We start from the raw sequence: 26,764 nt of genomic DNA on the forward strand, positions 1-26,764 counted from the left end.
GTCAGGAGTGCTGGTAGGCGACCAGCGAGATCCCGACGTAGTGCACGACGAAGGCGGCGAGCGTGAAGGAGTGGAACACCTCGTGGAAGCCGAACCAGCGGGGTGAGGGGTTGGGGCGCTTGGTCCCGTAGATCACCGCGCCCACGCTGTAGAGCAGGCCGCCGACGACGATCAGCGTCATGACGGCGATGCCGCCGGTGCGCAGGAAGTCCGGCAGGAAGAACACCGCGGCCCAGCCCAGGGCGATGTAGCACGGGGTGTAGAGCCAGCGTGGGGCGCCGACCCAGAACACCCGGAAGGCGATGCCGGCGAGCGCTCCCGCCCACACCAGCCAGAGCAGCAGCTGCTGTTTGCCATGCGGGAGGAGCAGCATCGTGAAGGGCGTGTAGGTGCCCGCGATGATCAGGAAGATATTGGCGTGATCCAGGCGGCGCAGCACCGCCGTCGCGCGCGGGCCCCAATTGCCCCGGTGGTACAGGGCGCTCGTGCCGAAGAGCGCGCAGGCGGTGAGCGTGAAGATGGCGCACGAGATGCGCCCGCGCGGGCTGTCGGCGAGCGCGGTGAGCACCACTCCGGCGATGAGCGCGGCCGGGAACATGCCGGCGTGCAGCCAGCCGCGCAGCATGGGTTTGAGAGGAAGCGGGGGTGTCTCGAGCCCTGGGGATTGGTCAACGGCGGCGTCGGGCGGGGCTGCAGTCATGGCACTCATGCTACCCAGCCACCGTGCGTTACCGGTCGTTTCGAGTGGTGATGGTCACGAAGACGCCCACTGGACAGATCGCCCGTACCGTCGGATGATCAAATGAGCGCGGTCGGCACCGGATGAGCTGAGCATCCGGGTCGCAGCCCCCAAGGGGTAGCTGTCTCCATATGCGGATATGCGTGCACATATTCGCCCAAAACCCTCAAACCAAGACGCCGGAGCAGTGCGGTTCCGGCGGGATGGAGCGATCGTGGCGCCCAGCAATGTGGCTTCCTCCCTCATCACGGCCCCGACCAGCCACCAGGAACTGATCGCCTGGGTCGGCGAGATCGCCGCCCTCACCCAGCCCGATGAAGTGGTCTGGTGTGACGGTTCGGAGTCGGAGTACGACCGTCTGTGTGCGCAGCTCGTCGAGAAGGGCACGTTCAAACGTCTCGACCCGATCAAGCGCCCCAACTCGTACTACGCGGCCTCCGACCCCAGCGATGTGGCGCGCGTCGAGGACCGCACCTTCATCTGCTCCGAGAAGGAGGCGGACGCGGGTCCGACGAACCACTGGAAAGACCCGTCCGAGATGCGTGCCATCTTTTGCGGAGAAGAAGGCAGTTTCGCGGGCGAACAGGGCGTCTTCCGGGGCTCGATGCGCGGCCGCACCATGTACGTCGTCCCGTTCTGCATGGGCCCGCTCGGCTCGCCGCTGTCGGCGATCGGCGTCGAGATCACCGACTCCGCGTACGTCGCCGTCGCCATGCGCACCATGACCCGCATGGGACAGGACGTCCTCGACGTCCTCGGTGACGAGGGCTTCTTCGTCAAGGCCGTCCACACCCTCGGCGCCCCGCTGGAGCCGGGCCAGGCGGACGTTCCGTGGCCGTGCAACAGCACCAAGTACATCTCGCACTTCCCGGAGACGCGGGAGATCTGGTCGTACGGCTCCGGCTACGGTGGCAACGCGCTGCTCGGCAAGAAGTGCTACGCCCTGCGCATAGCCTCCGTCATGGCGCGTGACGAGGGCTGGCTCGCCGAGCACATGCTGATCCTCAAGCTCACCCCGCCGCGCGGGGAGGCCAAGTACGTCGCCGCGGCCTTCCCCAGCGCGTGCGGCAAGACCAACCTCGCGATGCTGGAGCCGACCATCCCCGGCTGGACGGTCGAGACGATCGGCGACGACATCGCCTGGATGCGGTTCGGCGAGGACGGCCGGCTGTACGCGATCAACCCCGAGGCGGGCTTCTTCGGCGTCGCGCCCGGCACCGGTGAGCACACCAACGCCAACGCGATGAAGACCCTGTGGGGCAACTCCGTCTTCACCAACGTCGCGCTCACCGACGACGGCGACGTGTGGTGGGAGGGCATGACCGAGGAACTGCCCGCCCACCTCACGGACTGGAAGGGCAACGACTGGACCCCGGCGAGCGAGACGCCCGCGGCCCACCCCAACGCCCGCTTCACCGTGCCCGCCGGACAGTGCCCGATCATCGCGCCCGAGTGGGAGGACCCCAAGGGCGTGCCGATCTCGGCCATCCTGTTCGGCGGCCGCCGCGCCAGCGCGGTCCCGCTCGTCACCGAGTCCTTCGACTGGCAGCACGGCGTCTTCCTCGGCGCGAACGTGGCGAGCGAGAAGACCGCGGCCGCCGAGGGCAAAGTCGGAGAGCTGCGCCGCGACCCGTTCGCGATGCTGCCGTTCTGCGGCTACAACATGGGCGACTACATGGGCCACTGGGTCGACGTCGCCAAGGACAAGGACCAGTCGAAGCTCCCGAAGATCTACTACGTCAACTGGTTCCGCAAGAACGACGAGGGCAAGTTCGTCTGGCCCGGTTTCGGCGAGAACAGCCGCGTCCTGAAGTGGATCGTGGACCGCCTCGACGGCCGCGCCGAGGGCGTCGAGACCCCCATCGGCATCCTGCCGACCAAGGAGTCCCTCGACACCGACGGCCTCGAACTGGGCGACGCGGAGCTGGACTTCCTGCTCAACGTCGACAAGGAGGTGTGGCGCGAGGAGGCCGCCCTGATCCCCGAGCACCTCAACACCTTTGGTGACCACACGCCGAAGGAGCTGTGGGACGAGTACCGGGCGCTGGTGCAGCGTCTCGGCTGAACCCTCACCTCAACAGGCCGGGGCCCGCACCGCACGGTGCGGGCCCCGGCCTGTGCGTGGAGGTGAAACGAGGCCGGACGTGATCAAGGGGAGTCCTACACGTCAGGTCTGGACGGTTTCCGGTGCGGCGACGGATGGTAGCCCTGCAACCCAGCACGATGCCGAGGAGAGCACCGCATGAGTGTCGCGCCCAGTGATTCCGTCGCCTTCAAACCCTTCGCCTCCGCGCCTGGGGAGGCGAGCACGGACCGGGTCTCGGCGATCCGGCTCTCCCTGGTGTACCTGCCGCTCAACGCGCCCATCAGCGACGCCAAGGTGCTGACGGGCAGGCAGAAGCCGCTCACCGAAGTGGCCTTCCTCTTCGCCGAGATCAGCACCGAGGGCGGCCATCAGGGGCTGGGCTTCAGCTACTCCAAGCGGGCCGGCGGGCCCGCGCTGTACGCCCACGCCCAGGAGATCGCGCCCGAGCTGATCGGCGAGGACCCCAGCGACATCGCCCGGCTGTGGAACAAGCTGGTGTGGGCGGGCGCGTCCATGGGCCGCAGCGGAGCCGCCGTGCAGGCGGTCGCCGCGTTCGACATCGCGCTGTGGGACCTCAAGGCCCGGCGGGCGCGGCTGCCGCTGGCCAAGCTGCTGGGCGCGCACCGCGACGCGGTCAGCGTCTACAACACCTCCGGCGGCTTCCTCTCCACGCCCATCGAGCAGGTGCTGGAGAACATCGACCTGGCCCGCTCCCGGGGCGTCGCCGGGATCAAGCTCAAGGTGGGCTCGCCGGACCCGCGCGTGGACCTCGCCCGGGTGGAGACCGTACGGGAGCATCTGGGGGACGGCGTTCCGCTGATGGTGGACGCCAACCAGCAGTGGGACCGGATCACCGCCACCCGGGTCGGCCGGGTGCTGGAGAAGTTCGACCTGACCTGGATCGAGGAGCCGCTCGACGCGTACGACGCCGAGGGCCACGCGGCCCTCGCCGCCACCCTGGACACCCCCATAGCCACCGGCGAGATGCTGACCAGCGCACATGAGCACGCGGCGCTCATCGAGGCGGGCTCCTCCGACTTCGTCCAGCCCGACGCCCCGCGGGTCGGCGGCATCACGCCGTTCCTCCAGATCATGACGCTCGCCGACTACAAGGGCCGGAGCCTCGCCCCGCACTTCGCGATGGAGATCCACGTCCATCTCTCGGCGGCCTACCCGCGCACCGCGTGGGTCGAGCACTTCGAGTGGCTGGAGCCGCTGTTCAACGAGCGGCTGGAGCTGCGCGAGGGCCGCATGGTCATCCCGAATCGCGCCGGTCTCGGCCTCTCGCTCAGCGACCGGGCGGCGGCCTGGACGAAGGAGGCGGCCCGCTTCGGCGAAGGCGCGTAGCGCGTAGCGCGTAACTCCCGGAAGGTCGCTCAGGCCCACGCCGTGAAGGCCCGGTACGCGGGCTCGTCGAAGAGGACGAAGCGCACCTCTTCGACGGCCGTGTCCGCGGCGCGGACCGTCTCCACCGCGATGCGGGCGCCGTCGTCCAGCGGCCAGCGGTAGACGCCGGTGGAGATCGCCGGGAACGCGACCGTCCGCGCGCCCAGTTCGTCGGCGACGCGCAGGCACTCGCGGTAGCAGGACGCCAGCAGGCCGGAACGGTCCTCGGTCGCGGACCACACCGGCCCCACGGTGTGGATGACCCAGCGGGCGTCGAGCCGCCCCGCTGTCGTGGCCACGGCCTGGCCGGTGGGCAGCCCCTTGCCGTAGCGGGAGGCCCGCAAGCTCCGGCAGGCGTCGAGGATCTCGGGCCCGCCCTTCCGGTGGATCGCCCCGTCGACCCCTCCGCCGCCGAGGAGGGACGAGTTCGCCGCGTTGACGATGGCATCGGCGTGCTGCGCGGTGATGTCGCCGTGGACGAGCGTGATGGTGGTCGTCATGACTCCATCGTGGGTCACGATCCGCAGGCGCGTCCTGCGCGTCCTGTGCGTCGGACGGTGACAGCCGTCAGACGGCGACGCCCAGCCCCGCCGCGTGGGCCTCCAGGCGCTCGGCGGTGAGCGCGGTGGCCTCCGCGTCGTCGCGCGAGGTGGCGATGACCAGGGCCCAGCCCGCCAGGGTGTGGGCGCGCTGGTGGAGGGCGGCGACATGGGCCGGGTCGGCTTCGGCCGTGGTGGGGGCGGCGCGCAGCGGGGCGCGGCCGTCCCGCAGCCTGACGACCTGGTCGGCCAGGCGCTCGGCGGCCTCGTCCAGGGCCGGGTCCGGGGTGAGGACGCGCAACTCGTCGGTCACGGTCAGCAGTGCGGTCAGATGTCCGGCGAGCCGAATGTCCAGCTCCTCCTCGCGGGAGCGGTGCGGGAAATCGGGCTCGGGCGCGGCCATGGTGTGGACCGACTTGGTGCGGATCGGCTCGTACATGGAGGGCCTCCAAACGTTCAGGAGGCCATCCTAACTTAGACTCAGTCTAAAGTTGAGCCTTCTGCAGACACCTGTTCCGGCGTGCTCAGGGCTGGCCGTATCCGCCGAGGAAGTTCCCGATCCGGGTCACGGCGTCGGCCAGGTCCTTCTTCGCCGGGAGCGTGACGATGCGGAAGTGGTCCGGCTCCGGCCAGTTGAAGCCCGTGCCGTGCACGATCATGATCTTCTCGGCCCGCAGCAGGTCGAGGACCATCTGCCGGTCGTCCTTGATCTTGTAGACCTTGGGGTCCAGCTTCGGGAACGCGTACAGCGCGCCCTTCGGCTTCACGCAGCTCACGCCCGGGATCTGGGTCAGCAGCTCGTACGCCGTGTCGCGCTGCTCCAGCAGCCGGCCGCCCGGGAGCACCAGGTCGTTGATCGACTGACGGCCGCCGAGGGCGGTGGCCACCGCGTGCTGGGCGGGCATGTTGGCGCACAGCCGCATGTTGGCGAGGATCGTCAGCCCCTCCAGATAGCTGGCGGCGTGGGCCTTGGGGCCGCAGACCGCGAGCCAGCCGCTGCGGTAGCCCGCGACGCGGTACGCCTTGGAGAGCCCGTTGAACGTCAGCGTCAGCAGGTCCGGGGCGAGGGCGGCGGTCGGGGTGTGGGTGGCGCCGTCGTAGAGGATCTTGTCGTAGATCTCGTCGGAGCAGACGATCAGCTGGTGGCGGCGGGCGATGTCGGTGATGCCGCGCAGCACCTCTTCGCTGTAGACGGCGCCCGTCGGGTTGTTCGGGTTGATGATGACGAGCGCCTTGGTGCGGTCGGTCACCTTGCGCTCGATGTCGGCGAGGTCCGGCAGCCAGTCCGCCTGCTCGTCGCAGCGGTAGTGGACGGCGGTGCCGCCGGCGAGCGAGACCGAGGCGGTCCACAGCGGATAGTCGGGGGAGGGGACGAGGACCTCGTCGCCGTCGTCCAGCAGCCCCTGCATCGACATCTGGATCAGCTCGGAGACGCCGTTGCCGAGGAAGATGTCCTCGACGTCGAGGTGGATGCCCTGGGTCTGGTAGTGCTGCATCACCGCGCGCCGGGCGGAGAGCAGTCCCTTGGCGTCGCCGTAGCCGTGCGCGTCGCCGAGGTTGCGGAGCATGTCCTCGAGGATCTCCGGCGGGCAGTCGAACCCGAAGGTGGCCGGGTTGCCGGTGTTGAGCTTGAGGATGCGGTGACCCGCTGCCTCCAGTCGCATTGCCTCCTCGAGAACCGGGCCACGGATTTCGTAGCAGACATTGGCGAGCTTCGTGGACTGGATCACCTGCATGTCGGCCACCTTACGGCGGAGTATCCGGCCACGCTCGGTGTTTTTCACCACGTGGACGGTGTACGGGAGCGCCCCGGGGCCGCGCCGGGCGCAACGCGCCCCCTGCGCGCCGGTCGGCCGGCCGGTCGGTAACAAGTGGGTTACCCCCGTTAATTTCCGCGAACGGGGGGTTGGCCTGAGGGGAGCCGCTGGCTATCGTTCACGCACCTCACCCAATCGTTCAGCTGAACGAAACGAGCCGGGAAGGCGCCCCGTCCATGTCCGAGACCTCCCATCGAAAAGACCCCGGGGCGGCCGGGATACCGCGGCGGTCGGTGCTCGCCGCCGCGGCCGCGGGCGGCGGTGTCGTCGCCGGGTCCGCCCTGCTGACCGGCTGCTCGGGCGCCGCCTCCGCGTCCCCGTCCGAGGCCGTGCCCACCCGCGGCCCGGCCGGGCACCCCGACCGCGGCGGCACCCTGCGCATGGCCCGGCCACCCGCCTCCGACGCCGAGACGCTGGACCCGGCGAGCGCGCTGTCGGCGTACGAATACCTCGGCGCCCTCTACAACCGGCTCGTCCGCGTCGACAAGGACGGCAAGGTCGTCCCCGACCTCGCCGAGTCCTGGGAGCCCGACGACAAGGCGCGCACCTGGACCTTCCGGCTGCGCCGCGGCGTCACCTTCCACGACGGCTCCGCCTTCACCTCCGCCGACGCCGCCTACACGCTGCGGCACATCCTCGACACCGCGACCGCCTCCCCGCAGGGCCCGGTGCTCGCCCCGCTCGTCGATCCCAAGCGGCTGCGCACCCCGGATCCGCACACCCTGGTGATCCCGCTGAAGAGCCCGCACGCCGAGTTCCCCAGCCTGCTCACGCACTACAACTGCTACGTCGTCCCCGACGGCAGCGCCAAGTCCATCGGCCGCACCGGCATCGGCACCGGCCCCTTCAAGCTGGCCTCCTTCACCGCCGCCGGGCCCGGCCGGGTCGTGGCGTACGAGCACCACTGGGCCGGGCGCCCGGTGCTGGACGCCATCGACTTCTTTTCCGTCGCCGACATGCAGGCCCGCGCCAACGCCCTGCTCGCCGGGCAGGTCGATCTGCTGTCCCAGACCAACCTCGACTTCGCGACCGCCCGCGTCATCGCCGCCTCCAGCCGCGCCACCATCTCCCGGTCGAAGAACGCCCAGTGGTACGTGCTGCCGATGCTCACCACCGAGAAGCCCTTCACCGACGTGCGGGTCCGGCAGGCCATGAAGCTCGCCTATGACCCCGAGCACATCCGGAAGGTCGCCCTCCAGGGCGCGGGCACGCTCGGCTGGGACAACCCCGTACCGCCGAGCGACCCCAACCACATCGCCGCCCACCCCGCCCACGACCCCGAGCGGGCGCGCCACCTGCTGAAGCGGGCCGGGCACGAACGGCTCGCGATGGACCTCTACACGTCCTCGTACGACCCGATCTTCACGCCCATGGCCCTCGCCTACCAGGAGTCCGCGGCCCGCGCCGGGATCCGTATCCGGGTCAAGACCGCGGCCGCCGACTCGTACTACACCCAGATCTGGATGAAGAAGCCGCTCATGGCCACCTACTGGTACACCGGGCGCCCCGTCGACCAACTCCTCAACCAGGTCTTCCGCAGCGGCTCCTCCTACAACGAGACCGCCTGGTCGGACAAGGAGTTCGACGCGCTCCTCGACCGGGCCCGCCGCGAGACCGACGGGCGCCGCCGCCGCGAGCTGTACGGGCAGGCGCAGACCCTGGTCATCGAGCGGGGCGGGGCGATCACCCCGATGTTCGCCGACCGGCTTACCGGCATCTCCCGGAAGGTGCGCGGCTACGCCGAGCACGGCTTCGAGTTCGACTACCTCGGCATCGGCCTGAAGGGGGCGTGAGAAACGTGCTCACCTTCATCGTCCGCCGCGTCGTCGCCGCGTTCGGCACCCTGCTGCTCTCCTCCGTCATGGTCTTCCTGGCCGTCCAGGCGCTGCCCGGCGACGTCGCCACCCAGGTGCTCGGCAAGGACGCCACCCCCGACGCGGTGTCCGCGCTGCGCAAGCAGATGGGGCTCGACCAGCCCGCGTGGGAGCGCTACGCCGACTGGATCAAGGGCGCCCTGCACGGCGACTTCGGCACCTCCCTGGTCACCACCAAGCCGGTGGGCGGCGAGGTCGCCCAGTACCTCGGCAACTCCGCCCTGATCGCCGTCGTCACCGTCCTCTTCGCGGTGACCGGCTCGCTCGTCCTCGGCATCCTCGCCGGGCTCTACCGCGACCGCTGGCCCGACCACGTGATCTCCACGGTCAGCCTGGTCGGGATGTCCATCCCCGAATTCGTCGTGGCCACCCTGCTGGTGCTCGCCTTCTCCGTCACCGTCCCCGTGCTGCCCGCCGTGGTGCTGTACGGGCCGGGGGCCTCCACGGGCGAACTGCTCCCCGCCGTCTGGCTGCCCGCCGCGTCGCTCGCGATCGTGATGGCCGCGTACATCGTGCGGATGGCCCGTACGTCGGTCATCGACGTCATGGCGAGCGAATACGTCACCACCGCCCGCCTCAAGGGGCTGTCCACCTGGCGCGTGGTCACCCGGCACGCCCTGCCCGGCGCGCTGCTGCCCACCCTCCATGTGATCGCGCTCAACGTGGCCTGGCTGATCGGCGGCGTCGCCGTCGTGGAGAACGTCTTCAACTACCCCGGCATCGGCAAGCTGCTGCTCACCTCCGTGCAGAACCGCGACCTGCCCGTCATCCAGGCCATCGCCCTCATCAGCGCGGTCGTCTACGTCGTCTGCAACCTCGCCGCCGACCTCGGCTCCATGGCCCTCAACCCCAAGCTCCGCACCCGAGGAGGGAGGATCCGATGAGCGCGCTGAAGACGCCTGCCGCGGCCCCCGTTCCCCCGCCGTCCGCCCGATCAGGGGTCCCCGGCACCGGTGCCGCCCGCGTCTGGCGCACCCTACGCACCTCCCGCCCCGCCGCCATCGGGCTCGCGATCGTCGCCGTCCACATCGTGATCGCGCTGCTCGCCCCGCTGCTCACCCCGTACCACCCCACCGTCGGCGACGCCTCGCACGCGCTGCTCGGGCCCGGCGCCGACCACTGGGCGGGCACCGACCAGTACGGGCGCGACGTGCTGACCCGGGTGCTGTACGGCGGGCGGTACGCGCTCGGCGTCTCCGTCACCGCGACCCTCATCACCCTCGCGCTCGGCACCGTCCTCGGCTGCGCGGCCGCCCTGCGCGGCGGCTGGCTGGACGACGTGCTGATGCGGATCCTGGACGCGGTGCTGTCCATCCCCGCGATCCTCGTCCTGCTGGTCATCGTCACCGCGCTGGGCACCGGCTCCGGCGTCATCGTGCTGGCCATCGGCGTCATCTGCGTCCCCCAGGTGGTACGCGTCGTACGCGGCGCCGCGCTCGCCGTCGTCCCCCAGGACTACGTCACCGCCGCACGCGCCCGCGGGGAGGGGACGTGGGCGATCCTGCGGCGCGAAGTACTGCCCAACATCATCGACGTGGTGTGCGTCGAATTCGCCATGCGCGCCTCGTGGGTCGTGCTGCTGATCTCGTCGCTGTCCTTCCTCGGCTTCGGCGCCGATCCGCCCACCCCCGACTGGGGGCTCATGGTCTCCGAGAACCGCACCGCCATCACCGTCGTCCCCATGGCCAGCCTCGCGCCCATCATCGCCCTGGCCACCCTCGTCGTCGGGCTCAACCTCGCCGCCGACGGGCTGTCCAAGGCGTGGGGCGTCGACCGCATCCGGGAGGGCTCCTGATGAGCGCCATCGTTTCCGTTACGGGCCTGGGCGTCGCCTACCGGTCGGGCGGGCGGGAGATCCCCGTCGTCGACGACGTCGGCTTCGAGCTGGCACGGGGCGAGACCCTCGCCCTCGTCGGCGAGTCCGGCAGCGGCAAGTCCACCGTCGCCGCGACCCTGCTGGGCCACCTGCGGCACGGCTCGCGGCTCACCGCCGGTACGGTGCGGGTCGACGGGCGCGACGTCTTCGCGCTCCCCCCGCGCGAACTGCGGCGGCTGCGCGGCGGGACGGTCGCGATGATCGCCCAGAACGCGGGCCAGGCCCTCACCCCCTCCATGCGCGTCGGGCGGCAGATCGCCGAGGCGGGCGGCGACGTGCCCGTCACCGACCTCCTCGAACAGGTCCGGCTGCCGCGCCCCGCCGAACTCGCCCGCCGCTACCCGCACGAACTCTCCGGCGGACAGCAGCAGCGCGTCGCCATCGCCATGGCCATCGCCACCCGCCCCCAGGTGCTCGTCCTGGACGAGCCCACCACCGGACTCGACGTCCTCACCCAGCGCTCCGTCCTGGACCTGGTCGAATCCCTGCGCGACGAACTCGGCCTCGCCGCCGTCCTCGTCAGCCACGACCTGGGCGTCGTCGCGCGGATGGCCGACGGGGTGTGCGTGCTGCGCTCGGGCCGGGTCGTCGAAGCCGCCCCCACCCGGCGGCTCTTCGCCGCCCCCGCCGACCCGTACACCCGCCGCCTGCTCTCCAGCGTGCCGCGGCTCACCGACACCGGGCTCGCCCTCGTCGGCGAGGACGGCACGCGGGAGGTGCGGCCGAAGCGGACGGTGCCGTCCGGCGCGGGTCAGGCCGTCGACGTACGGGACGTCACTGTCGACTACGGCTCGGCTCGGGCCGTCGATGGTGTCTCCTTCCAGGTGCGGCGGGGTGAGGTGCTGGCCCTGGTCGGCGAGTCCGGCAGCGGCAAGTCCACCCTGGCGTGGGCGCTGGCCGGACTGCGGGCCCCGTCGGGCGGTGCCATGACCCACGAGGCCGGTGACCTGGCCTCCGCCGCGCGGCGACGACCGCTCGCGCTCCGGCGCAAGATCCAGCTCGTCTTCCAGAACGCCGACACCTCGCTCAATCCGCGCCGTTCGGTAGGCGACGCCGTGCGGCGCCCCCTGCGTTTCTTCGGCACCGCTCGTTCCCGCGACGAGGCGGCTTCGCGGGCCCGCGGGCTCATCACCGACGTCCGCCTCGACCCCGACTTCGCCGACCGGCTCCCCGCGCAGCTCTCCGGCGGCCAGCGCCAGCGCATCGGCATCGCGCGGGCGCTGGCCGGTGAGCCGGACGTGCTGATCGCCGACGAGATCACCACGGCGCTGGACGTGTCCGTCCAGGCCGATGTGCTGCGCCTGCTGGACGATCTGCGCCGGGAGCGGGACCTGGCCTGCCTCTTCATCAGCCACGACCTGGCGGTGGTGCGCGGCATCGCCGACCGGGTGGTGGTGCTGCGGCACGGGGTGGTCGTGGAGGAGGGGCCGACGGACGCCGTCTTCGCGGCCCCGGGCCACCCCTACACCCGCCAACTCATGGCCGCCGCCCTGGAACCCGACCCGGACGCGGAAGCCGTCGTCGAGGCGGCCGACGACTGGACCGACGCGGCCGAGCCGGGGGACGTCTGGACCGACCTGGGCGGGGACCACCGAGTGCGCAGGTGGCGGCCGGCGGATGAGTAGCCCCCACCCCGCCCCTTCCCGAAACCAGGGGCTCCGCCCTTGGACCCCGCTCCTCAACCGCCGGAGGGGCTGGATGCACCCCGTTGTGGGCAATCGTTCCGCGGAGGGGGCACCTCCCAGCGGTAGCTGGGGGAGGGACGGGTGGGCACAACCCACCCACCGGCCCGCACCCGACGACGAAACCTTGATGGGCCGGGCCCGGGGCGGAGTCCCGGCGGGGGGTTCGGGGCGGAGCCCCCGCAACGGGGGGCCGGGGGCTTGCCCCCGGTTTCGGGAAGGGGCGGGGTGGGGGACGGCCCGCCGCAGGCGTATACGACAGCAGGTAGAGGAGAAGCGTGAGGTACAGGGAAAGCTTCGACCGTGACGTGCGGGTCGAGGACGTATGGATTCCGACCCGCGACGGCACACGGCTCCACGCAAGGATCTGGCGCCCGGCAGACGCGGAGACCACCCCCGTACCCGCCCTCCTGGAATACCTCCCGTACCGCAAGAGCGACTGGACCGCCCCCCGCGACGCCCAGCGCCACCCCTGGTACGCCGGCCACGGCTACGCCTCCGTACGCGTCGACCTGCGCGGCAGCGGCGACTCCGAGGGCGTGATGCGCGACGAGTACGACGAGACCGAGCTGGCCGACGGCGTGGACGTCGTCAACTGGCTCGCCGCACAGCCCTGGTGCACCGGCAAGGTGGGGATGTTCGGGATCTCGTGGGGCGGATTCAACTCGCTCCAGATCGCCGCCCTGCGCCCCGAGCCGCTGAAGGCGATCGTCACGGTGTGCTCCGCCGACGACCGCTACGACAACGACGTCCACTACATCGGCGGCGCCGTCCTCGGCATCGACATGCTCGCCTGGGCGGGCACCATGCTGGCGTTCACGGCCCGCCCCCCGCACCCCACCTCCGTCGGCGAGGACCGCTGGCTGCCGATGTGGCGGGAGCGGCTCGACGCGCTGGAGCCGTATCTGCACACCTGGCTCGCCCACCAGGAGCGCGACGCGTACTGGCGGCACGGCAGCGTGTGCGAGGACTACGCGGCGGTCGACGCCGCCGTACTCGCGGTCGGCGGCTGGGCCGATCCGTACCGGGACACCGTGCTGCGCCTGGTGGAGCACCTCGACGCGCCCGTACGCGGGCTGATCGGCCCCTGGTCGCACCAGTACCCGGACCGGGGGCTGCCGCCGGGCCCGGCGATCGGCTTCCTCCAGGAGACGCTGCGCTGGTGGGACCACTGGCTCAAGGACGAGCCCACCGGCGTCATGGACGAGCCGCTGCTCCGGGCGTGGATCAACGATCCGGTGCCGCCCGCCACCTCGTACGACACGATGCCCGGCCGCTGGGTCGGCGACGACGCCTGGCCGTCCCCGTCCGTGACCTGGGAGACGCGCCCCCTGGGCGGTTCATCCCAGGAACCGGTGATCGTCCGCTCCCCGCTTCACACCGGCCTCGACGCGGGCCGCTACTTCCCCTTCGGCAACGCCACCGATCTGCCGCCGGACCAGCGCGAGGAGGACGGCCGCTCGGTCTGCTTCGACTCGGCGCCGCTCACCGAGCGGGTCGAGATCCTGGGCCGCCCCCGCGTACGGTTGCGGCTGGACAGCGCGACCCGGCGCGCCCATGTCATCGCGCGCGTCTGCGACGTGGCCCCCGACGGCTCGTCCACGCTGGTCACCCGCGGTGTGCTCAACCTGATGTCCCGGCACGGCCGGGAGAAGGCCGTGGAGTGGGAGCCGGGGACGTACGAGGACGTCGAGTTCGAGCTGAACGGCACCGGCTATGCCTTCCCGCCCGGCCACCGCGTCCGGGTCGCCGTCTCCGACGCGTACTGGCCGTGGGTCTGGCCGCACGGCGAGCGAGGGCAGCTGACCGTACGCCCCGGGGAGAGCGCCCTGCTGCTCCCGGTGCGCGACCCGTCCGACGACGCCGCGCGGGCGCCGATCACCTTCGACGAGCCCGAACAGGCCCCGCCGCTCGCCGTGACCGTGGAGACCCCCACCGAACCCCGCCCCGAACGCACCGTCACCCACGATGTCGCCACGGGGGAGTGGGTGCTGGACGTGGACCCCAACTACGGCGGTTCGCGCACGTACCCGGACGGGCTGCGGTACGAGGAGAGCGCCCGCGAGACGTACCGCATCCGCTCCGGCGATCCGCTGTCGGCCGTGGCAAGCTCGCGGTGGACCATCCGGCTGCGGCGCGACGGCTGGGATGCGGAGATCCGCACCGCGACCGAACTGCGTGCCACGGCGGAGGAATTCATCATGGACAGCAGCGTCGAGGCACGGGCGAACGGAGAGACAGTGGCCAACCGCGCATGGCAGCACACCATCCCGAGGACGTCCGCGTGACGCCGTCTTCCGAAGGGTCCGACCGCCGCCCCCCGCGGCGCGCCGTCGCCGCCTCGGCCCGCACCCGGCAGCCGACCGAGGTACGGCGCCGGCTGATCGTGGAGGCCGCCGTTCCGCTCATCGCGGAGCGGGGCACCGCGGGGGTCGGGGTGCGCGAGGTCGCGGCCGCGGCGGGGGTCTCGGTCGGCACCGTCACGTACCACTTCGAGAGCGTGCAGGAAGTCCTCTCCGAGGCGATGGTCCTCCACATAGAGCGCTACTACGCCGCCCTCACCGAGGCCGCCGACCGCGCCACCAGCGGCGCGGAGGGCCTGCGGCTGCTCATCGACGCGCTCTTCACGGACGACACGGACCGGCACTGGCGGATGTGGTTCGACTACTGGAACGCGGGCGAGCGCGACCAGACCTTCGCCCGCGGGGCGGCCGAGCGGTACGAGAGCTGGCACGGCGAGATCCGGTCCCTGGTGGAGCGCGGCTGCGCCGAGGGCGACTTCCACTGCGCCGACCCGGCGGACTTCACCCTCCGCTTCTCGGCCCTCGCCGACGGCCTCGCCCTGCGCCGTCTGCGGCAGGTCCCGGTCCTGAGCGTCGAGGACGCGCGACGGCATCTGTGGCGCTTCGTCGAGGCGGAGCTGCGCGGCGGCCGCTGAGTTCGAGCTCCCACGCTCTCATGCTCCCCCGAGCCCTATTTGTTCGCCGCGCGTGGGATACTGGGGCAATTCGGCGACGGGGGCCACGATGAGGCAGGAGCCGGACCTCGGAAAGCTCGGACCCGCACCGCAACGCGTTCGCCGCTCGGTGCGCCGGGTGGTGGGCCTCGTGTGTTTCCTCATCGCCCTGTTCGCCTGGGTTTCTTCAGCCCTTGACGCGGTGTACGCCGGGGGGCTTGACGAGGGAACATGGCACCGGCGCCAGGCAGGTGTGGCTGTCCATGGGGGGGTCTTCCTCGGCTTCCCCATGGCGGGATTCGGAGTGATGGCCTGGGCCGTGAACCTGCGGTTCATGTTCCTTGGCGAGCGGTGGGTGCCGGGTTCGACGGACGTGTTGTTCGCTGTCAGGCGGTCGGCGCGGGGTACGACGACGGGCCGGGTCGCGGCGTCGCTGCTCGTGGGTGGCGTCGGGCTCGCGGCGGTCTGCTTCGTTGTGGCGAAGTCGGTGTGAGCGCGAGCGCGGCGGGACACCGCCGTGCTCGCGCCCCGGCGGCCGAAAGGCCGGAAATCGACTTCCATCGAATCCTTCCCGGCGGGGCGATTTTCAGCTTCCACTCGCTTGCCAGATCCACACGCTCCTCCCTTCCGGGGGGGCGCCTCATCTGTGCACGGCGGCGATGAGAGCTGGATCACAGGCGGAAGGCGAACGAACGGGGCGAACGGGCGCCTGCGCGGCGTGGGTTCACTTGCGCTGGACGGGCGGGCAGGTGCCGGTGTCGGAGCCGATGCTGTTGATCGTGGCGTTGTCGCGGGAGTCCTCGCCGTAGTTGATCTGGTCGGTGCACTTCACGCCTTCGATGTTGGGGGTGCCCTCGGACTTGTCGCTCTGGACGGGCGGGCAGGTGCCGGTGTCGGAGCCGATGCTGTTGATCGTGGCGTTGTCCCGGGGGTCGCCCGCGTAGTTGATCCGGTCGGTGCACTTCACGTCGGGCTTGTTCGGGACCCCCTTCGAGGCTTTGGCGCCATCGGCCTTGCCCGAGGAACCGGGGGACTGGGTGGCGCTCGCCGAGGTGCGGTCCTGCGAGGACGAGGCGCCCTTCTCATTGCCCTGGCAGGCGGTGAGTCCCAGCGCGGCAACGGCGATCGCCATGGCGGCTGCGGCCTTGCGAGCGCGGAGGGTGGAAAGGTGCGACATGGCTTCCCCGTATCTGTCGAAGCGGTGGTTCGGGCTCGTGACAACAAGACTGTCGGTCGCCGCTGTTGAACCACCGCCGTGCCGCTAACGTCCGGCTAACGCTCCCGGACGCATGGCGTGAGTGCCTGCCCGGGAGAGCCGGCGCGACCGGCTCAGGTGACCGTCACCGCGAGATCCGGCGCGCCGTCAGGTGCGACCGGGTCAGGCGGCGGGCCCCCTATGGCCGTGAGGAGGCGGTGAAGTCGTCCCGGGCCAGGGCGTACACGGTGCAGGGACGCCCGAGGACGGTGTCCTCTCGCAGAGGGGTGAACCCGAGGCGGTGGGCGACGGCCTCGGAGGCGGCGTTGCCGTGGTGGATCATGGCGGTGATCTGCTTGAGCCTCAGGGCCTGTGGGCGTCGCCCAGGAATCATCTGGGATCATCTTGCGCCGGAACTGATTGCCGCAATCCTTGCGCTGGCACGCCGTCGAGCTGCCGGGGCGTAAGAGTCTCGTGCCTGCCCAGAAGAGGGCCGGAGTCAGGAGCGATGCGTTCTCACGCTGTGAGCCCGAGTGTGCCTGTGCTTGATCTCCATGGCCTGGGCTGCGTGCGGGAAGAGCAGGGCCAGGAGGTAGTGGCCGCCGGCGGCGAGCAGGTGCACGGCCTGGCTGTCGGTGCAGGATCCACGCAGGCGTCGCCGGGTTCCGCGCCCGGGTCGGCGGATGCCGGGCGAGCCAGGCGCCCACGGCGTTGTCGAGGGCGTCGCCGTCCAAGCGGGCGAGGAGCCGTTCGAGTGGGGGCTCGAAGAACCGCCCCACCACGGCGGAGTCTCCGTCGACCGTGGGATTTCGTGACCGGAACACCGGGACCGCCCTGAAGTCAGCGTCCCTTGTGCGGCGATGGTGCTGCCGCGGCTGTGTCGGACCTTCGGTCCTCGGGTGCTGGGGTCTCGGTTGAGCGTGTGGTCGGTGTGGAGTGCCTGGACACGTAGGTGTCCAGGGGTTCCAACGCACCCCAGGCCTGATCGAAACTGTCCGCAAAGTGCGCCAGGAACTGGGGATTGTCGACGCTGAATCCCGTGAGCTGTCGGCGACCTGCCCCGGAGAATGAGAGGAAGGTGACCGTGTCGTCGATGAGGCCCATGTTGTACCAGGCGCAGGAAGCACTCCAAGGCATGACGCGCGCCTCGTAGGTATAGAGATCCGTGACCTCGTCCTGGTGTTGCCTCAGCCACTCGAAGTAGGTTGCTTTCGGTACGCCCTTGTGCTCGGGGACGCCGATGATGCGCCGCACGCTCGCGCACTCAGCCGAGTTGTCTCTGGCCCACTGCAATACCGTGTCGTAGTAAGAGGCGGGTTCCGTGGATCCCCACTGAGTGGGAGGGTGGAGCCGCACGTAGGTAAGGCGGATTTCGGACCGGGCCGCGCGAATGTGATCGGCCGCAGCCTTGTAGAAGGCGGGCGGGTTCGGGTAGCACACCATCTCCATCTGGGAGGTGCTCCGGAACACTTCGGAAAGGTCCGGCGCCGTACCGAAAGCCCCTGAGTCCCGGCGCGCGTCCAGGGTGTCCTGCTTCAGATCGTCGAGTTCCGTCTTGGCCGCACGCCACAACTGGCCCCAGTGTGCCCAGTCGCCCCCGAGCGCGGCCACCAGGCGGCGGGTGACCGTCTCACTCGCGAGGCGGTGCCCCCTGAGTACCTCGGAAACGGTCGCCGGACTGCATTGGGCCCGCGAGGCGATCGTCTTGACCTGAGGCTCACCGGCGGTGATGCGCAACCGTCGCAGCTCCGCGGCGAAGCGTCGCACGGGCGGTGTCTCGGAATGTCGGCTGGTGCCCATGGTGCCCCCTCGCATGCATACCCCACCGGGCGACTGAGATCGTCCCACGAGAGCCATCGAAGGCGCAGAGTTTCACCGAACTTCGCTGAAGTTCGGTGAAGAGCGCCGTATTTGCGGGCGGCTGAGAGCCCACGTTCGGCATCGCACGCACAGAATACGCCCGGGTTCCGTGTCGGTCGGAACCACCGGGAATCCGTGGACGGTCGACAGGGGAACTGATCGAATGGACCTCACCCCGGCCAGAACAAGACAGGAATAGGTGAGGACCCGTGCACATCACTTTCAGGAACGTGCTTCATGATCACTACCTGGCATTCCTGGCGATTCTCGTGATCGGAATCGTCCTGATCATCGCAGGGAACGGAATCTCGGAATCCACGTCGATCTACCTGCACTGCGCTCTCGGCATAGCGGGGCTGGTCACCGCCTATGTGCTCGCCGCGCCTCCCGGCCCGCATACCCAGAGCTGATCCATAGTCCTGGCGACCGCAAGGGGCAGCAGATCACAGGGATGTGGCGAACCTTCACCACAGCAGCTCCACACGCGACGAAGCCGCGATGAGCAAGGGAGCCTACCAAGTCGCCTGATCATCGGAGCTGGGGGCTGAGGGCGCGGTGCGACCGGCTCAGGCGACGGAGACGGTGATCAGTACCGGCTCGGCCGTACCGGCGTCACGGAGGGCGTCGGCGAAGACCTCCGCCGTCCACGCGGCGACATCCGGTGACCACTCGTGGGCCCCGCACCGGAAGGCCAGGGCCTGTCGCATCCCCTCCGCCTGTACCTCTCCGGCGAGGGGCAGCGCCAGGCCGGGCGGCGAGCCGGGGTTGTCGGCTGTCTCGACGGTCATCCGCTCGTAGACCCGCGCCCGCGCCCCCTCGCACACCTCGGCGGCTCGGCCGGACAGCCCGGCCGAGGGCCGCGCCGACACCGTGACCGTCAGCTGAGCCGTGCCGTCCGGGTCGCCGAGGGCGAACCAGTCCGCCACGGTGGCCAGTTCGGCGCGGACGTCGGCGGTGCCGTGAAGCGGTACGAGCGCGTGCAGACCGGTGAGGCGTACAGGGCCGACGCGGCGCAGCGCGTCGGTGAGGACGGTGACCATGGGCAGCAGCGGCAGCCGCCGGCCGCCCCGCCGCTCCGGGAGGCGGGCCTGCAGCGAGGCCATCTGTCGCACCCGGCCGTCCGCAGTCCAGTCGCCGCCGGCGTCGTTGTGCTCCCAGAGTTCCGCGTTGGCCGCCGCCGCCCGGCCGATCAGGGTCGAGCTGAACCCGTACGCGGTGGCCCGCTTGGTGGCGAGGCTGAACACATCCTCGTCGAGGTCGTATTCGGCGCTCGCGCGCTCGAACCAGGGATGCCGGTCCAGGACCCCGTGCAGTCCCACGATGAGCGTGGGGTCGTTGGCGGCCCCGCGACCGGCATCCCTCATGTCGTCACTCCTCTGTGGCTCAGAGGCCGCAGCGAACCGTCACGGCCTTGGTGACCGCCTTCTCCGGCGAGTCGCTGACGCCAATGATGTCCACGTCGATCAGGCTCCGCCACTGCCGTTTCTGCGCGTTCACGCAGGTCTTGCGCACGTTGGCCCGGCGAGAGCTGCCGCCGCCCGACGTGACGTTCTTCTGGCCCCTGGCCACCGAGCGCCACCGGCCGTTGCTCCCATGAGTCACGTGGCAGACAACGGACTTTGCGGGGCAGCGGGCACCCGCTCGGTGTCTTCGCCCGTCTGGTCGGCATCGCTGTCGTCATCGTCATCGTGTGTGGGCAAGCGTTCGCCCCGGCTCTCCGCGACGCGCAGTGCGTCGCGCAGCGCTTCGCAGAGCCGTTCCGCGAGGAAGCGGACTTCCCGGACGTCGGCCTTCTGTTCCTTGAGTAGCGCGCGGGCGTGGCCGAGGAGTTCGGTGCCCATGGACAGTTGAAGGTCCTCGATCTCATCCGCCCTGCGGCTCAAGCGGCTGCTGCCGCCGTCCGTTGAGAGGAAGCACGGCTTGCCTTCGGGGCTGGACCACGGCAGTAGCCGTAGGCCGTTTGTCGCGGTCACCGCGCCACCTCCCCGACCGCGTTGGACCACACACTTTGGCCACCAAGGCGGAAGTGGGGGATGTATGGAGGCGCCGGGTCCGTATCCCAGAGGATCGGCACACGCTCTTCGACCGGGACACGCGGAAGGTGAAGAGTGGGCGTATCGCCGTACGAGAAAGGATGCGGCCGGCGGTCTGGGGCCATGCGGGCGGGACGGGTGGCGAGATACGCCGCGCTGTGTCGGCCCGCACGAGGGCTGATCAATTCGCGCAGTCTCTGCAGTACCGTTCGGGCGGTACTCTTCCGCATGTTGACGCTCCTCTTCAGCGTTGGCCATGCCCGGGCCGTGTGCAGCGGTCGCGGGGGTCTTGCTCGGCACGGGAATGCCGCATCAAGAGCTTCGAGCCTGAGGGCATGCAGCGGAACCACCAATGGGGAACCCCGCTGGCTCATTTGGGGAACCCCGCTCCGGGGCCGGGGCTACTCTGAGAAGAGATCCCTGCCGTCCCTGCTAGGTGGCCCATGGACGAACGCGAAACACGACGCAGCGACTATCCACTGACGATTCCTGGCGTGCTGTTACAGAGCGAGGCCATGCAGCGTGCATGCGCTACCCGGGACTTCCGAGAGATCTTCCGACTCGTGAACCGGCGCACCGGGACAAGCCATGCCGCGATGGCAGCGGCCATCGGGAAAATGACCAGCTCCCGCGTGAGTGACATCATCCGAGGCGTTCGTGGCATCCGAGGGCACGAGGTCATCGAACGCGTGGCCGATGGGTTCGGAATCCCAGGCGAGATGTTGGGCCTGCCGAGACGGGCATGGGAGGGTTCCCCTCAGGGAATTGACGGCAACGACAGCAATAGCGTCGAGAAGGTGATCGCTCCAGAGCCGGAAAACTCTGACAGTCTCGTACCCGGAACGTCAGGGCATGGGGAGGTGGTGTCTGTGAACCGCCGCGCTTTCGTCTCCGCGAGTGCCGCTGCACTGGCGGTAGGACCCATGGCCGCTGCGCAGTTGGACCGAGGCCGACGCGTCATTCAAGCTCTTGACGTGATGGGCAGCGATAGCCCTGACGCCGTCGCCGGCGGTCTCGGCGAACTTGTCGACCACTACGCCCATTCGATTTCCGCTATGCCGCCATCGGAGATGTACGACGAACTTCTGATGGTCAGGTCGTACGCAAACAGATTTCTCGAAGTTGGCGAGACTGTGCGGCAGCGTAAGGATATAAACCTAGCCGCTGGATGGCTGTCTTGCTTGCTCGGCATCGCGGCGTGCGATATGGGGGCCCATGCATCTGCCCACCTCTGGTGTGCTGATGCTGAGCGCCGAAGCAAAGAGGTAGGGAAACCGGAACTCGCGGGCTGGTCCATGTGGACCAGGTCCATGATCGCCTTCTATCAGGGGCGGCCACGTCAGTCGATGGCACTTGCTTCTCAGGGGCAGGCGGCCACCGTGATGGGCACGGTTATTCACGCCAAGCTCGCTGCACAAGAAATGCGGACAGCGGGAATGGTCGGCGACACCGAGGGAATGGAAAAATCCTGGCGCTATGCCGCGAAAGCAATGAAGAATCTACCCTCCGACGCGAAGGCGGCCGGAGTCTTCTCCATCCCCCCCGCGGAAGATCCGCCGTACACGGCAACTTCCCTGATGTTGCTGGGGCGATTCCGAGAAGCTGTGTCGTCGACGAATCGGGTAATTGAAACGCACTACCCTGGTGTACGTCCGCAGGGTGAACATCCTTCCGGGTATGCTCGCGCTCTCCTTGTCCTGGCTCTTGCTCAGGCCGGAAGCGGGCGCCTTGATGAGGCTGTTTCAGCTGCGCATTCTGCCCTCATTGACAACCGGCCCGCATGGCCGACCGTGGTTCTTGCTGGGAAATTTAACCAGGTCCTCCAACGAGATTTCGCTGACGCCCGACAGACAGTCAAATATCGTTCTCGATTTCGGGAGGTTTCCAGTCACCTCATGGTTCACAGCGACTGACTAGCCAAAATCTTCGAGGGGGCGCGAATGAACAGCGAAGACCTAGACCTCGGTCAGATTGATGAAATCACGAAATTCGTGGACATCGAGGCGCCGCCACCGAAGGAGTTGCCGACTGCTCATCTCGTCTTCGGGACCAATCAGGCTAAGCCTATTGAGATCGCAGCCGAACGATACCACCAGGGTCTGGCTCCGCTCATTATTGCAACTGGCGGTGTTAATCGCCACAACGGAATTGTGGAGGGGTGCGAAATCCGTAGGCTGCTCATTGAGCGCGGTGTTCCCGGGGTCGTCATTCGCTGTGAGGGTCAATCTGTTAACACTTGGCAGAACGTAGAACTCGCTCTTCCTTACTTACGTGAAGCCCTGGAGTCCGGATTGAGAATTGTGGCCATCGGTAAATGGTATCACCGCCGCACACTTCATTCCCTTGCAACTCTACTCCCTGAGATAGGCCCCTTTTACGCTATATCCTGGGAGCCTGTGTACACGGGCAAGCTTGTCACCCGCTCCCATTGGCCATCCATCCCGGAGGCCAAACGGAGGGTTATCCGGGAATGGGAAGAAGTATCCCGCCGAGTCGGCGATGGAAGCTTCCGTGGAGTAGATCGAGTTGACGGCGCTTGGCGCTGCTGAACGAGGAGTGATGTTGCGGGTCGCGGTGGCCGGTGTCGATGAGCAGAAGCGATTGCCGTCCGGGTCGGCGAGGACCGCGAAGTCTGCGTCGTCGGGGTAGAGGCCCCAAGCTTCGCGCTGGGTGCCGTGGGATGCCAGGCGCTCGACCGCGACCTGTTCGGCGGCGTCGACGCGCGGACCGATCTTGGTGCGGCACGGGTGTCGATGACCAGGTGGGTCTATCGGAACGGACGCCATGCAACCGTGGCTCGATAGATTCACCCGCATGAGTGAACCGCGTCGGTAGAAGTTTTACCTCCCCGTACTCCGCGCAGACCTCCCCGGAGCAGGTGAACGACGAGAGCGAGGGAGTAATTATGGCGTATGAGGGTGAAAAGCAATTGCTGGTGAACCGCCTCAATGGGAGCCGTCTCACCGTACAAGGGGGCAGGTGTTTCGACGGAGCACTCATATGCAGCGTTCGCTACGCGACCTATGACAACTACCCGCAGCGGTGGACGACGCGGAAAATCGGAGAGGTAGGCGAGTGGACGGTTTGCCATGTCGAAATTTCTCAAGACGGCAAAACCTTCCGTCTGGACGTCGGCAGCGATGAGCCCAAAATATCTCTCGCCAGCCAGCCCCAGCTCAAGGAGCCCGACGACTCGGATCGGCAAAAGTGGTGCTTCCGCTCCGACTGGTCAGGAGGAGGCACCCATTTGACGAATATCGCTCCGTATTTGAATCGTTCGGCCGGGCTGGGGCTCAGGGATCAATTCGGAGTGGAGTGGACTGAGGCCGCCCTGGTCAGGAACTTTTCGACCACTGAACAACTGTGGTATCTCACGACCACTTACAGGGATGAAATTCCCAACTGACCTCTACGGGTAGGCGCCGCTCCGCCCGCGGTGATGGACCTGGCTTACCAGGCCGAGAACCTGCGGCTCTCGGCCTGGTAAGTGGAGGCGATGCGCAAGCAACTGGCACCCGCCGAGCCGGGCGGCAGCATGGGTCAATTCCGGCGCGGGGCGACGCGCCGGATGGCGCGGCCCGCCAGGGTGTCCGTGCGGCGGCCGTCCTCGATGACGAAGCGGCCGTCGATGAGGACGTGGGGGATGCCCACCGGCAGGGTGCGGGGGGCCTCGAACGTCGAGCCCGCCGCGACCGTCTGCGGGTCGAAGAGGGTGAGGTCGGCGCGGTAGCCCTCGTGGACGCGGCCCCGGTCGGGGAGGCGGAGGCGTGCCGCGGGGCGGCCGGTGAGGTGGGCGACGCACTCCTCCAGGGACAGGATGCCCAGTTCGCGGACGTAGTGGCCCAGGTAGTGGGGGAAGGTGCCATACGCCCGGGGGTGGGGCTTCGCGCCGTGCAGGATGCCGTCGCTGCCGCCCGTGTGGACGGGGTGCCGCATGATCGCCCGGACGTTCTCCTCGTGGCCCACGTGCTGCAGGATCGTGGGTCCGAGCCGGTCGTCGAGGAGTAGGCGGCGGGCGGTGGTCCACGGCTCCTCGCCGCGTTCGCGGGCGCTCGCGGCGATGGTGCGGCCGACGTATCCGGCGAGGGCCGGGTCGTTCACGCCGGAGATCTCGATCGCGTCCCAGTCGATCGGCACGCCGTGGCAGCCGTCCGCCCCCTCCACCTCCACGACGTGGCGGATCCGGGCCGCCTCCGTGTCGTTCCGGAGCCGGGCGAGGATCGCCTCGGGGCCGCCCTCGGCGGCCCAGCTGGGCAGCATGGCGGCGAGAGTGGTGCAGCCGGGGAGGTAGGGGTAGGTGTCGAGGGTGATGTCGGCGCCGTCGGCGAGGGCGGTGTCGAGCAGGGTGAGGAGTTCGGGGGCGCGGCCCTTGTTGACGCCGAAGTTCATGGTGGCGTGGGCGAGGTGGAGCGCGCAGCCGGCCTCGCGGGTGAGGGCCACCATCTCCTCGTACGCGCGCAGGGCGCCCGCGCCGTAGGAGCGGTGGTGCGGGCAGTAGTAGCCGCCGTAGGCCGCCACGACCCGGCACAGCTCGGTGAGTTCGGAGTCGGTGGCGTACATGCCGGGGGTGTAGGTGAGCCCGGAGGACAGGCCGACGGCACCCTGTTCGAGCCCTTCGGCGACGAGTTGCTTCATGCGCTCGACCTCGGCGGGCGTGGCGTCGCGGTCCTCCCAGCCGAGGGCGAGCATGCGGACGGTGCCCTGGGGGATGAGGTACGCGGCGTTGACGGCGATGCCCCGGCCGTCGAAGCCGTGGTCGAGGCGGTCCAGGTACTCGCCGACGGTGCGCCACGTGAAGTCGATGTCGGAGCCGTCGCCGTTCCAGCCGGTGATGGCGGTACGGATCTGGGCGAGCGTGCCGTCGTCGACGGGGGCGTACGACAGGCCGTCCTGGCCGATGACCTCCAGGGTGACGCCCTGGGCGGCCTTCGCGGAGTGGTCGGGGTCGCGGAGCAGCGCGAGGTCGCTGTGCGCGTGCATGTCGATGAAGCCGGGGGAGAGGGCGAGGCCGTCGGCGTCCACGACGCGGCGGGCGGTGGGCCGGGCGCCGCCGCCCTCGCGGACGACGGCGGCGATCCGGCCGCCGTCCACGGCCACGTCGGCCCGGTAGGCGGCACCGCCGGTGCCGTCGATGACGCGCGCGTCGCGGATGACGAGGTCCATGGGTCCCCTTGCCTCTCTCACAATGGGTGCTACCGATCGCGCCGGTGGGACGCGTTGTCCTTCCCCGCCCACCCGTCTGGCCCGGTGGCCCGACCGCCGCGGCGGCTCGGCGCCGGGCGGGACGCCGCCCCGCCGAGGTGGGGGCCCCGGGGCCACGGCTCCGGGCCACGGCCCCGGGAAGGGCGGGTGGGTGGGTCAGAAGAACGTGCGGATGTAGTCCGTGACCGTGCCGTCCGCCTCCGCCAGCGGGATCATCTGCCACTTGTCGAAGCTGGTGCAGGGGTGGGAGAGGCCGAGGGCGACCCAGTCGCCCACCTCCAGCTGCGCGCCCTCCGCGACCGTGACCCAGGCGTGCTGGTCGGAGAGCGAGGTGACGACGAGGCCGTGGGCGGGGCGGACGGAGCCGTCGCGGGCGGAGCGGACGAGCTGGGGTTCGGGCATGTGGAGGTCGTACGCGGCGTCCCGCTTGCCCGCGTTGAGGAAGGCCTGGCCGGGTTCGGGGCTGGAGACGACCTGGGCCCAGAGCCGGAAGGCGGGCTGGAGGTCGCCCTCCTCCGGGATGCGGTTGAAGGGGGTGATGTGCCGGTAGTGGCCGTCGTCGTGGGAGACGTACGCGCCCGAGCGGAGCAGCTTCAGGACGGGCCGGGAGAGCGCGGGCAGCTCGGCGAAGACGTCGGCGACCGCGTCGAACCAGGCGCTGCCACCCGCGCTGACGACCACCTCGTCCACGCCGTCGAAGCGGCCCGCCGCGTCGAAGGCGGCGGCGAGTGCCGTGAGGCGGCGCAGCCAGGCCCGTACCCGCTCGCCATCGGCCTTGGGCACCTCGCCCTCGTAGCCCGCGACGCCGACCAGCCGCAGCGTCCCCGCGGCGGCCACCGCGTCGGCGACCGCGGCGCACTCGGCCTCCGTACGGATGCCGGTGCGCGCGCCGTCGCCCGCGCCCAGCTCGACCACGACGTCGACGGGCCGCGGCGCACCGGCCTCGCGGAGCGCCGCGTCCATCAGCTCGACGCCGCGCACCGAGTCGACGTAACAGACGAAGCGGAAGTCGGGGTCGGCGTCGAGTGCGGCGGCGAGCCAGCGGAGGGCGGCGGCGTCGACGACCTCGTTGGCGAGGAAGATCCGCTGGATGCCGAAGGCCCGGTAGATCCGTACGTGGGAGGGGACGGCGGCGGTGATGCCCCAGGCGCCGTGGGCGAGCTGGCGCTCGAAGAGCTGCGGGGCCATGGAGGTCTTGCCGTGCGGGGCGAAGGCCAGGCCGTGGGCGGCGGAATAGCGCTCCATGGCGAGGAGGTTGTGCTCCAGGGCCTCGGCCGACAGCGCCAGTACGGGGGTGGTGAAGCCGCCGGTGAACAGGGAGCGGCGCTCGGCGGCCAGCTCGCCGACCGTACGGCCTTCGGCGTCCGGGGGCAGCCCCTTGAAGCGGTGATCGACGCGCTCCTGGGCGAGCCGCGCGACGGCCTGATCGCGGTGGTCGGTGGCCATGGAGGAGCCTCCAGGGAAATATTCTGGTTGCATTCTCTGCAACGTTCATTGCGTATAACGCTTAGCGCTGTTT

25 protein-coding genes are annotated in these 26,764 nt (G+C 69.7%); 13 read left to right on the top strand and 12 right to left on the bottom strand.

Translation table 11 applies throughout. The features are described from left to right. Window position 1 precedes the first annotated feature (1 nt). The gene (locus tag ACH4SI_RS08840; RefSeq protein WP_398294240.1) at window positions 2-700 is read right to left on the bottom strand and encodes a hemolysin III family protein; all 699 of its coding nucleotides are present in this window, start codon (window positions 698-700) and stop codon (window positions 2-4) included. Between the two features lie 253 nt (window positions 701-953). On the opposite strand from ACH4SI_RS08840, the gene ACH4SI_RS08845 reads away from it, so the two are divergent. Both ACH4SI_RS08845 and ACH4SI_RS08850 read left to right on the top strand, forming a co-directional pair. Then, a complete protein-coding gene (locus tag ACH4SI_RS08845) occupies window positions 954-2,804 on the top strand; it encodes a phosphoenolpyruvate carboxykinase (GTP) (protein ID WP_398294242.1) in 1,851 nt (616 codons plus the stop codon). A 177-nt stretch (window positions 2,805-2,981) separates the two neighbouring features. Then, window positions 2,982-4,172, top strand: coding sequence for a mandelate racemase/muconate lactonizing enzyme family protein (locus tag ACH4SI_RS08850; RefSeq protein ID WP_398294244.1), 1,191 nt, complete (start codon window positions 2,982-2,984; stop codon window positions 4,170-4,172). A 29-nt stretch (window positions 4,173-4,201) separates the two neighbouring features. Here the strand turns inward: ACH4SI_RS08850 and ACH4SI_RS08855 are convergent, their stop codons facing one another. The 3 genes from ACH4SI_RS08855 to ACH4SI_RS08865 all read right to left on the bottom strand — a co-directional run bounded on the left by ACH4SI_RS08855 (window position 4,202) and on the right by ACH4SI_RS08865 (window position 6,486). Further along, a complete protein-coding gene (locus ACH4SI_RS08855) occupies window positions 4,202-4,711 on the bottom strand; it encodes an O-acetyl-ADP-ribose deacetylase (protein ID WP_398294246.1) in 510 nt (169 codons plus the stop codon). 67 nt (window positions 4,712-4,778) lie between these two features. After that, window positions 4,779-5,189, bottom strand: a complete 411-nt coding sequence (locus ACH4SI_RS08860; protein WP_398294248.1) for a hypothetical protein — start codon at window positions 5,187-5,189, stop codon at window positions 4,779-4,781. 85 nt (window positions 5,190-5,274) lie between these two features. Next, the gene (locus tag ACH4SI_RS08865; RefSeq protein WP_398295194.1) at window positions 5,275-6,486 is read right to left on the bottom strand and encodes a pyridoxal phosphate-dependent aminotransferase; all 1,212 of its coding nucleotides are present in this window, start codon (window positions 6,484-6,486) and stop codon (window positions 5,275-5,277) included. 257 nt (window positions 6,487-6,743) lie between these two features. On the opposite strand from ACH4SI_RS08865, the gene ACH4SI_RS08870 reads away from it, so the two are divergent. The 7 genes from ACH4SI_RS08870 to ACH4SI_RS08900 all read left to right on the top strand — a co-directional run bounded on the left by ACH4SI_RS08870 (window position 6,744) and on the right by ACH4SI_RS08900 (window position 15,448). After that, the gene (locus tag ACH4SI_RS08870) at window positions 6,744-8,360 is read left to right on the top strand and encodes an ABC transporter substrate-binding protein (protein WP_398294250.1); all 1,617 of its coding nucleotides are present in this window, start codon (window positions 6,744-6,746) and stop codon (window positions 8,358-8,360) included. 5 nt (window positions 8,361-8,365) lie between these two features. After that, window positions 8,366-9,325: an ABC transporter permease gene (locus ACH4SI_RS08875; RefSeq protein ID WP_398295196.1), complete on the top strand. Its 960-nt coding sequence runs from the start codon at window positions 8,366-8,368 to the stop codon at window positions 9,323-9,325. Beyond that, window positions 9,322-10,236: an ABC transporter permease gene (locus tag ACH4SI_RS08880; RefSeq protein WP_398294252.1), complete on the top strand. Its 915-nt coding sequence runs from the start codon at window positions 9,322-9,324 to the stop codon at window positions 10,234-10,236. Before ACH4SI_RS08875 ends, ACH4SI_RS08880 begins: the two co-directional genes overlap by 4 nt. Then, window positions 10,236-11,942, top strand: a complete 1,707-nt coding sequence (locus tag ACH4SI_RS08885) for a dipeptide ABC transporter ATP-binding protein (RefSeq protein ID WP_398294254.1) — start codon at window positions 10,236-10,238, stop codon at window positions 11,940-11,942. The genes ACH4SI_RS08880 and ACH4SI_RS08885 overlap by 1 nt, the downstream gene beginning before the upstream one ends. 335 nt (window positions 11,943-12,277) lie before the next feature. Beyond that, a complete protein-coding gene (locus ACH4SI_RS08890; RefSeq protein WP_398294256.1) occupies window positions 12,278-14,287 on the top strand; it encodes a CocE/NonD family hydrolase in 2,010 nt (669 codons plus the stop codon). After that, on the top strand, window positions 14,284-14,937 hold the full coding sequence (locus ACH4SI_RS08895) for a TetR/AcrR family transcriptional regulator (protein WP_398294258.1): 654 nt from the start codon (window positions 14,284-14,286) through the stop codon (window positions 14,935-14,937). The genes ACH4SI_RS08890 and ACH4SI_RS08895 overlap by 4 nt, the downstream gene beginning before the upstream one ends. 88 nt (window positions 14,938-15,025) lie before the next feature. After that, window positions 15,026-15,448, top strand: coding sequence for a hypothetical protein (locus tag ACH4SI_RS08900; protein WP_398294260.1), 423 nt, complete (start codon window positions 15,026-15,028; stop codon window positions 15,446-15,448). 231 nt (window positions 15,449-15,679) lie between these two features. On the opposite strand, the gene ACH4SI_RS08905 is transcribed toward ACH4SI_RS08900, so the two are convergent. From ACH4SI_RS08905 to ACH4SI_RS08915, 3 genes are all read right to left on the bottom strand, one after another. After that, a complete protein-coding gene (locus ACH4SI_RS08905) occupies window positions 15,680-16,132 on the bottom strand; it encodes a hypothetical protein (RefSeq protein ID WP_398294262.1) in 453 nt (150 codons plus the stop codon). Window positions 16,133-16,349: 217 nt separating this feature from the next. Then, window positions 16,350-16,544: a hypothetical protein gene (locus ACH4SI_RS08910; protein WP_398294264.1), complete on the bottom strand. Its 195-nt coding sequence runs from the start codon at window positions 16,542-16,544 to the stop codon at window positions 16,350-16,352. Between the two features lie 446 nt (window positions 16,545-16,990). Continuing rightward, entirely contained in the window at window positions 16,991-17,950 is a 960-nt protein-coding gene (locus ACH4SI_RS08915; protein WP_398294266.1) for a helix-turn-helix domain-containing protein, read from the bottom strand. A gap of 269 nt (window positions 17,951-18,219) precedes the next feature. On the opposite strand from ACH4SI_RS08915, the gene ACH4SI_RS08920 reads away from it, so the two are divergent. Next, window positions 18,220-18,420, top strand: coding sequence for a hypothetical protein (locus tag ACH4SI_RS08920; protein ID WP_398294268.1), 201 nt, complete (start codon window positions 18,220-18,222; stop codon window positions 18,418-18,420). Window positions 18,421-18,576: 156 nt separating this feature from the next. On the opposite strand, the gene ACH4SI_RS08925 is transcribed toward ACH4SI_RS08920, so the two are convergent. From ACH4SI_RS08925 to ACH4SI_RS08935, 3 genes are read right to left on the bottom strand one after another with little or no spacing between them, the layout of a single operon-like run. Beyond that, window positions 18,577-19,374 (bottom strand): hypothetical protein, encoded by a 798-nt coding sequence (locus ACH4SI_RS08925; RefSeq protein WP_398294270.1) that lies wholly within the window; start codon window positions 19,372-19,374, stop codon window positions 18,577-18,579. 19 nt (window positions 19,375-19,393) lie between these two features. Then, complete coding sequence (locus tag ACH4SI_RS08930) at window positions 19,394-19,579, bottom strand: hypothetical protein (RefSeq protein WP_398294272.1); 186 nt, start codon at window positions 19,577-19,579, stop codon at window positions 19,394-19,396. A 29-nt stretch (window positions 19,580-19,608) separates the two neighbouring features. Then, entirely contained in the window at window positions 19,609-19,983 is a 375-nt protein-coding gene (locus ACH4SI_RS08935; RefSeq protein ID WP_398294274.1) for a hypothetical protein, read from the bottom strand. 503 nt (window positions 19,984-20,486) lie between these two features. Between ACH4SI_RS08935 and ACH4SI_RS08940 the strand changes: the two genes are divergently transcribed. The 3 genes from ACH4SI_RS08940 (at window position 20,487) to ACH4SI_RS08950 (ending at window position 23,449) form a co-directional block, all read left to right on the top strand. Beyond that, on the top strand, window positions 20,487-21,956 hold the full coding sequence (locus tag ACH4SI_RS08940) for a transcriptional regulator (RefSeq protein WP_398294276.1): 1,470 nt from the start codon (window positions 20,487-20,489) through the stop codon (window positions 21,954-21,956). 27 nt (window positions 21,957-21,983) lie between these two features. Beyond that, entirely contained in the window at window positions 21,984-22,592 is a 609-nt protein-coding gene (locus ACH4SI_RS08945; RefSeq protein ID WP_398294278.1) for a YdcF family protein, read from the top strand. Between the two features lie 329 nt (window positions 22,593-22,921). Next, on the top strand, window positions 22,922-23,449 hold the full coding sequence (locus tag ACH4SI_RS08950) for a hypothetical protein (protein WP_398294280.1): 528 nt from the start codon (window positions 22,922-22,924) through the stop codon (window positions 23,447-23,449). Between the two features lie 134 nt (window positions 23,450-23,583). Here the strand turns inward: ACH4SI_RS08950 and ACH4SI_RS08955 are convergent, their stop codons facing one another. Both ACH4SI_RS08955 and ACH4SI_RS08960 read right to left on the bottom strand, forming a co-directional pair. After that, window positions 23,584-25,206, bottom strand: coding sequence for an amidohydrolase family protein (locus tag ACH4SI_RS08955; RefSeq protein ID WP_398294282.1), 1,623 nt, complete (start codon window positions 25,204-25,206; stop codon window positions 23,584-23,586). Window positions 25,207-25,401: 195 nt separating this feature from the next. Beyond that, window positions 25,402-26,691, bottom strand: coding sequence for an alanine racemase (locus ACH4SI_RS08960; RefSeq protein ID WP_398294284.1), 1,290 nt, complete (start codon window positions 26,689-26,691; stop codon window positions 25,402-25,404). Window positions 26,692-26,764: the final 73 nt, after the last annotated feature.

Origin of the sequence: Streptomyces sp. NPDC021212 (assembly GCF_044332925.1) — a bacterium.
Taxonomy (GTDB): domain Bacteria; phylum Actinomycetota; class Actinomycetes; order Streptomycetales; family Streptomycetaceae; genus Streptomyces.

Excerpts from the sequence above, each read along its gene's own strand:
- ACH4SI_RS08840 (WP_398294240.1), bottom strand. The coding sequence starts at position 700 with ATGACTGCAGCCCCGCCCGACGCCGCCGTTGACCAATCCCCAGGGCTC.
- ACH4SI_RS08850 (WP_398294244.1), top strand. The coding sequence starts at position 2,982 with ATGAGTGTCGCGCCCAGTGATTCCGTCGCCTTCAAACCCTTCGCCTCC.
- ACH4SI_RS08855 (WP_398294246.1), bottom strand. The coding sequence starts at position 4,711 with ATGACGACCACCATCACGCTCGTCCACGGCGACATCACCGCGCAGCAC.
- ACH4SI_RS08860 (WP_398294248.1), bottom strand. The coding sequence starts at position 5,189 with ATGTACGAGCCGATCCGCACCAAGTCGGTCCACACCATGGCCGCGCCC.
- ACH4SI_RS08865 (WP_398295194.1), bottom strand. The coding sequence starts at position 6,486 with ATGCAGGTGATCCAGTCCACGAAGCTCGCCAATGTCTGCTACGAAATC.
- ACH4SI_RS08870 (WP_398294250.1), top strand. The coding sequence starts at position 6,744 with ATGTCCGAGACCTCCCATCGAAAAGACCCCGGGGCGGCCGGGATACCG.
- ACH4SI_RS08880 (WP_398294252.1), top strand. The coding sequence starts at position 9,322 with ATGAGCGCGCTGAAGACGCCTGCCGCGGCCCCCGTTCCCCCGCCGTCC.
- ACH4SI_RS08885 (WP_398294254.1), top strand. The coding sequence starts at position 10,236 with ATGAGCGCCATCGTTTCCGTTACGGGCCTGGGCGTCGCCTACCGGTCG.
- ACH4SI_RS08900 (WP_398294260.1), top strand. The coding sequence starts at position 15,026 with ATGAGGCAGGAGCCGGACCTCGGAAAGCTCGGACCCGCACCGCAACGC.
- ACH4SI_RS08905 (WP_398294262.1), bottom strand. The coding sequence starts at position 16,132 with ATGTCGCACCTTTCCACCCTCCGCGCTCGCAAGGCCGCAGCCGCCATG.
- ACH4SI_RS08910 (WP_398294264.1), bottom strand. The coding sequence starts at position 16,544 with ATGATTCCTGGGCGACGCCCACAGGCCCTGAGGCTCAAGCAGATCACC.
- ACH4SI_RS08915 (WP_398294266.1), bottom strand. The coding sequence starts at position 17,950 with ATGGGCACCAGCCGACATTCCGAGACACCGCCCGTGCGACGCTTCGCC.
- ACH4SI_RS08925 (WP_398294270.1), bottom strand. The coding sequence starts at position 19,374 with ATGAGGGATGCCGGTCGCGGGGCCGCCAACGACCCCACGCTCATCGTG.
- ACH4SI_RS08940 (WP_398294276.1), top strand. The coding sequence starts at position 20,487 with ATGGACGAACGCGAAACACGACGCAGCGACTATCCACTGACGATTCCT.
- ACH4SI_RS08945 (WP_398294278.1), top strand. The coding sequence starts at position 21,984 with ATGAACAGCGAAGACCTAGACCTCGGTCAGATTGATGAAATCACGAAA.
- ACH4SI_RS08955 (WP_398294282.1), bottom strand. The coding sequence starts at position 25,206 with ATGGACCTCGTCATCCGCGACGCGCGCGTCATCGACGGCACCGGCGGT.
- ACH4SI_RS08960 (WP_398294284.1), bottom strand. The coding sequence starts at position 26,691 with ATGGCCACCGACCACCGCGATCAGGCCGTCGCGCGGCTCGCCCAGGAG.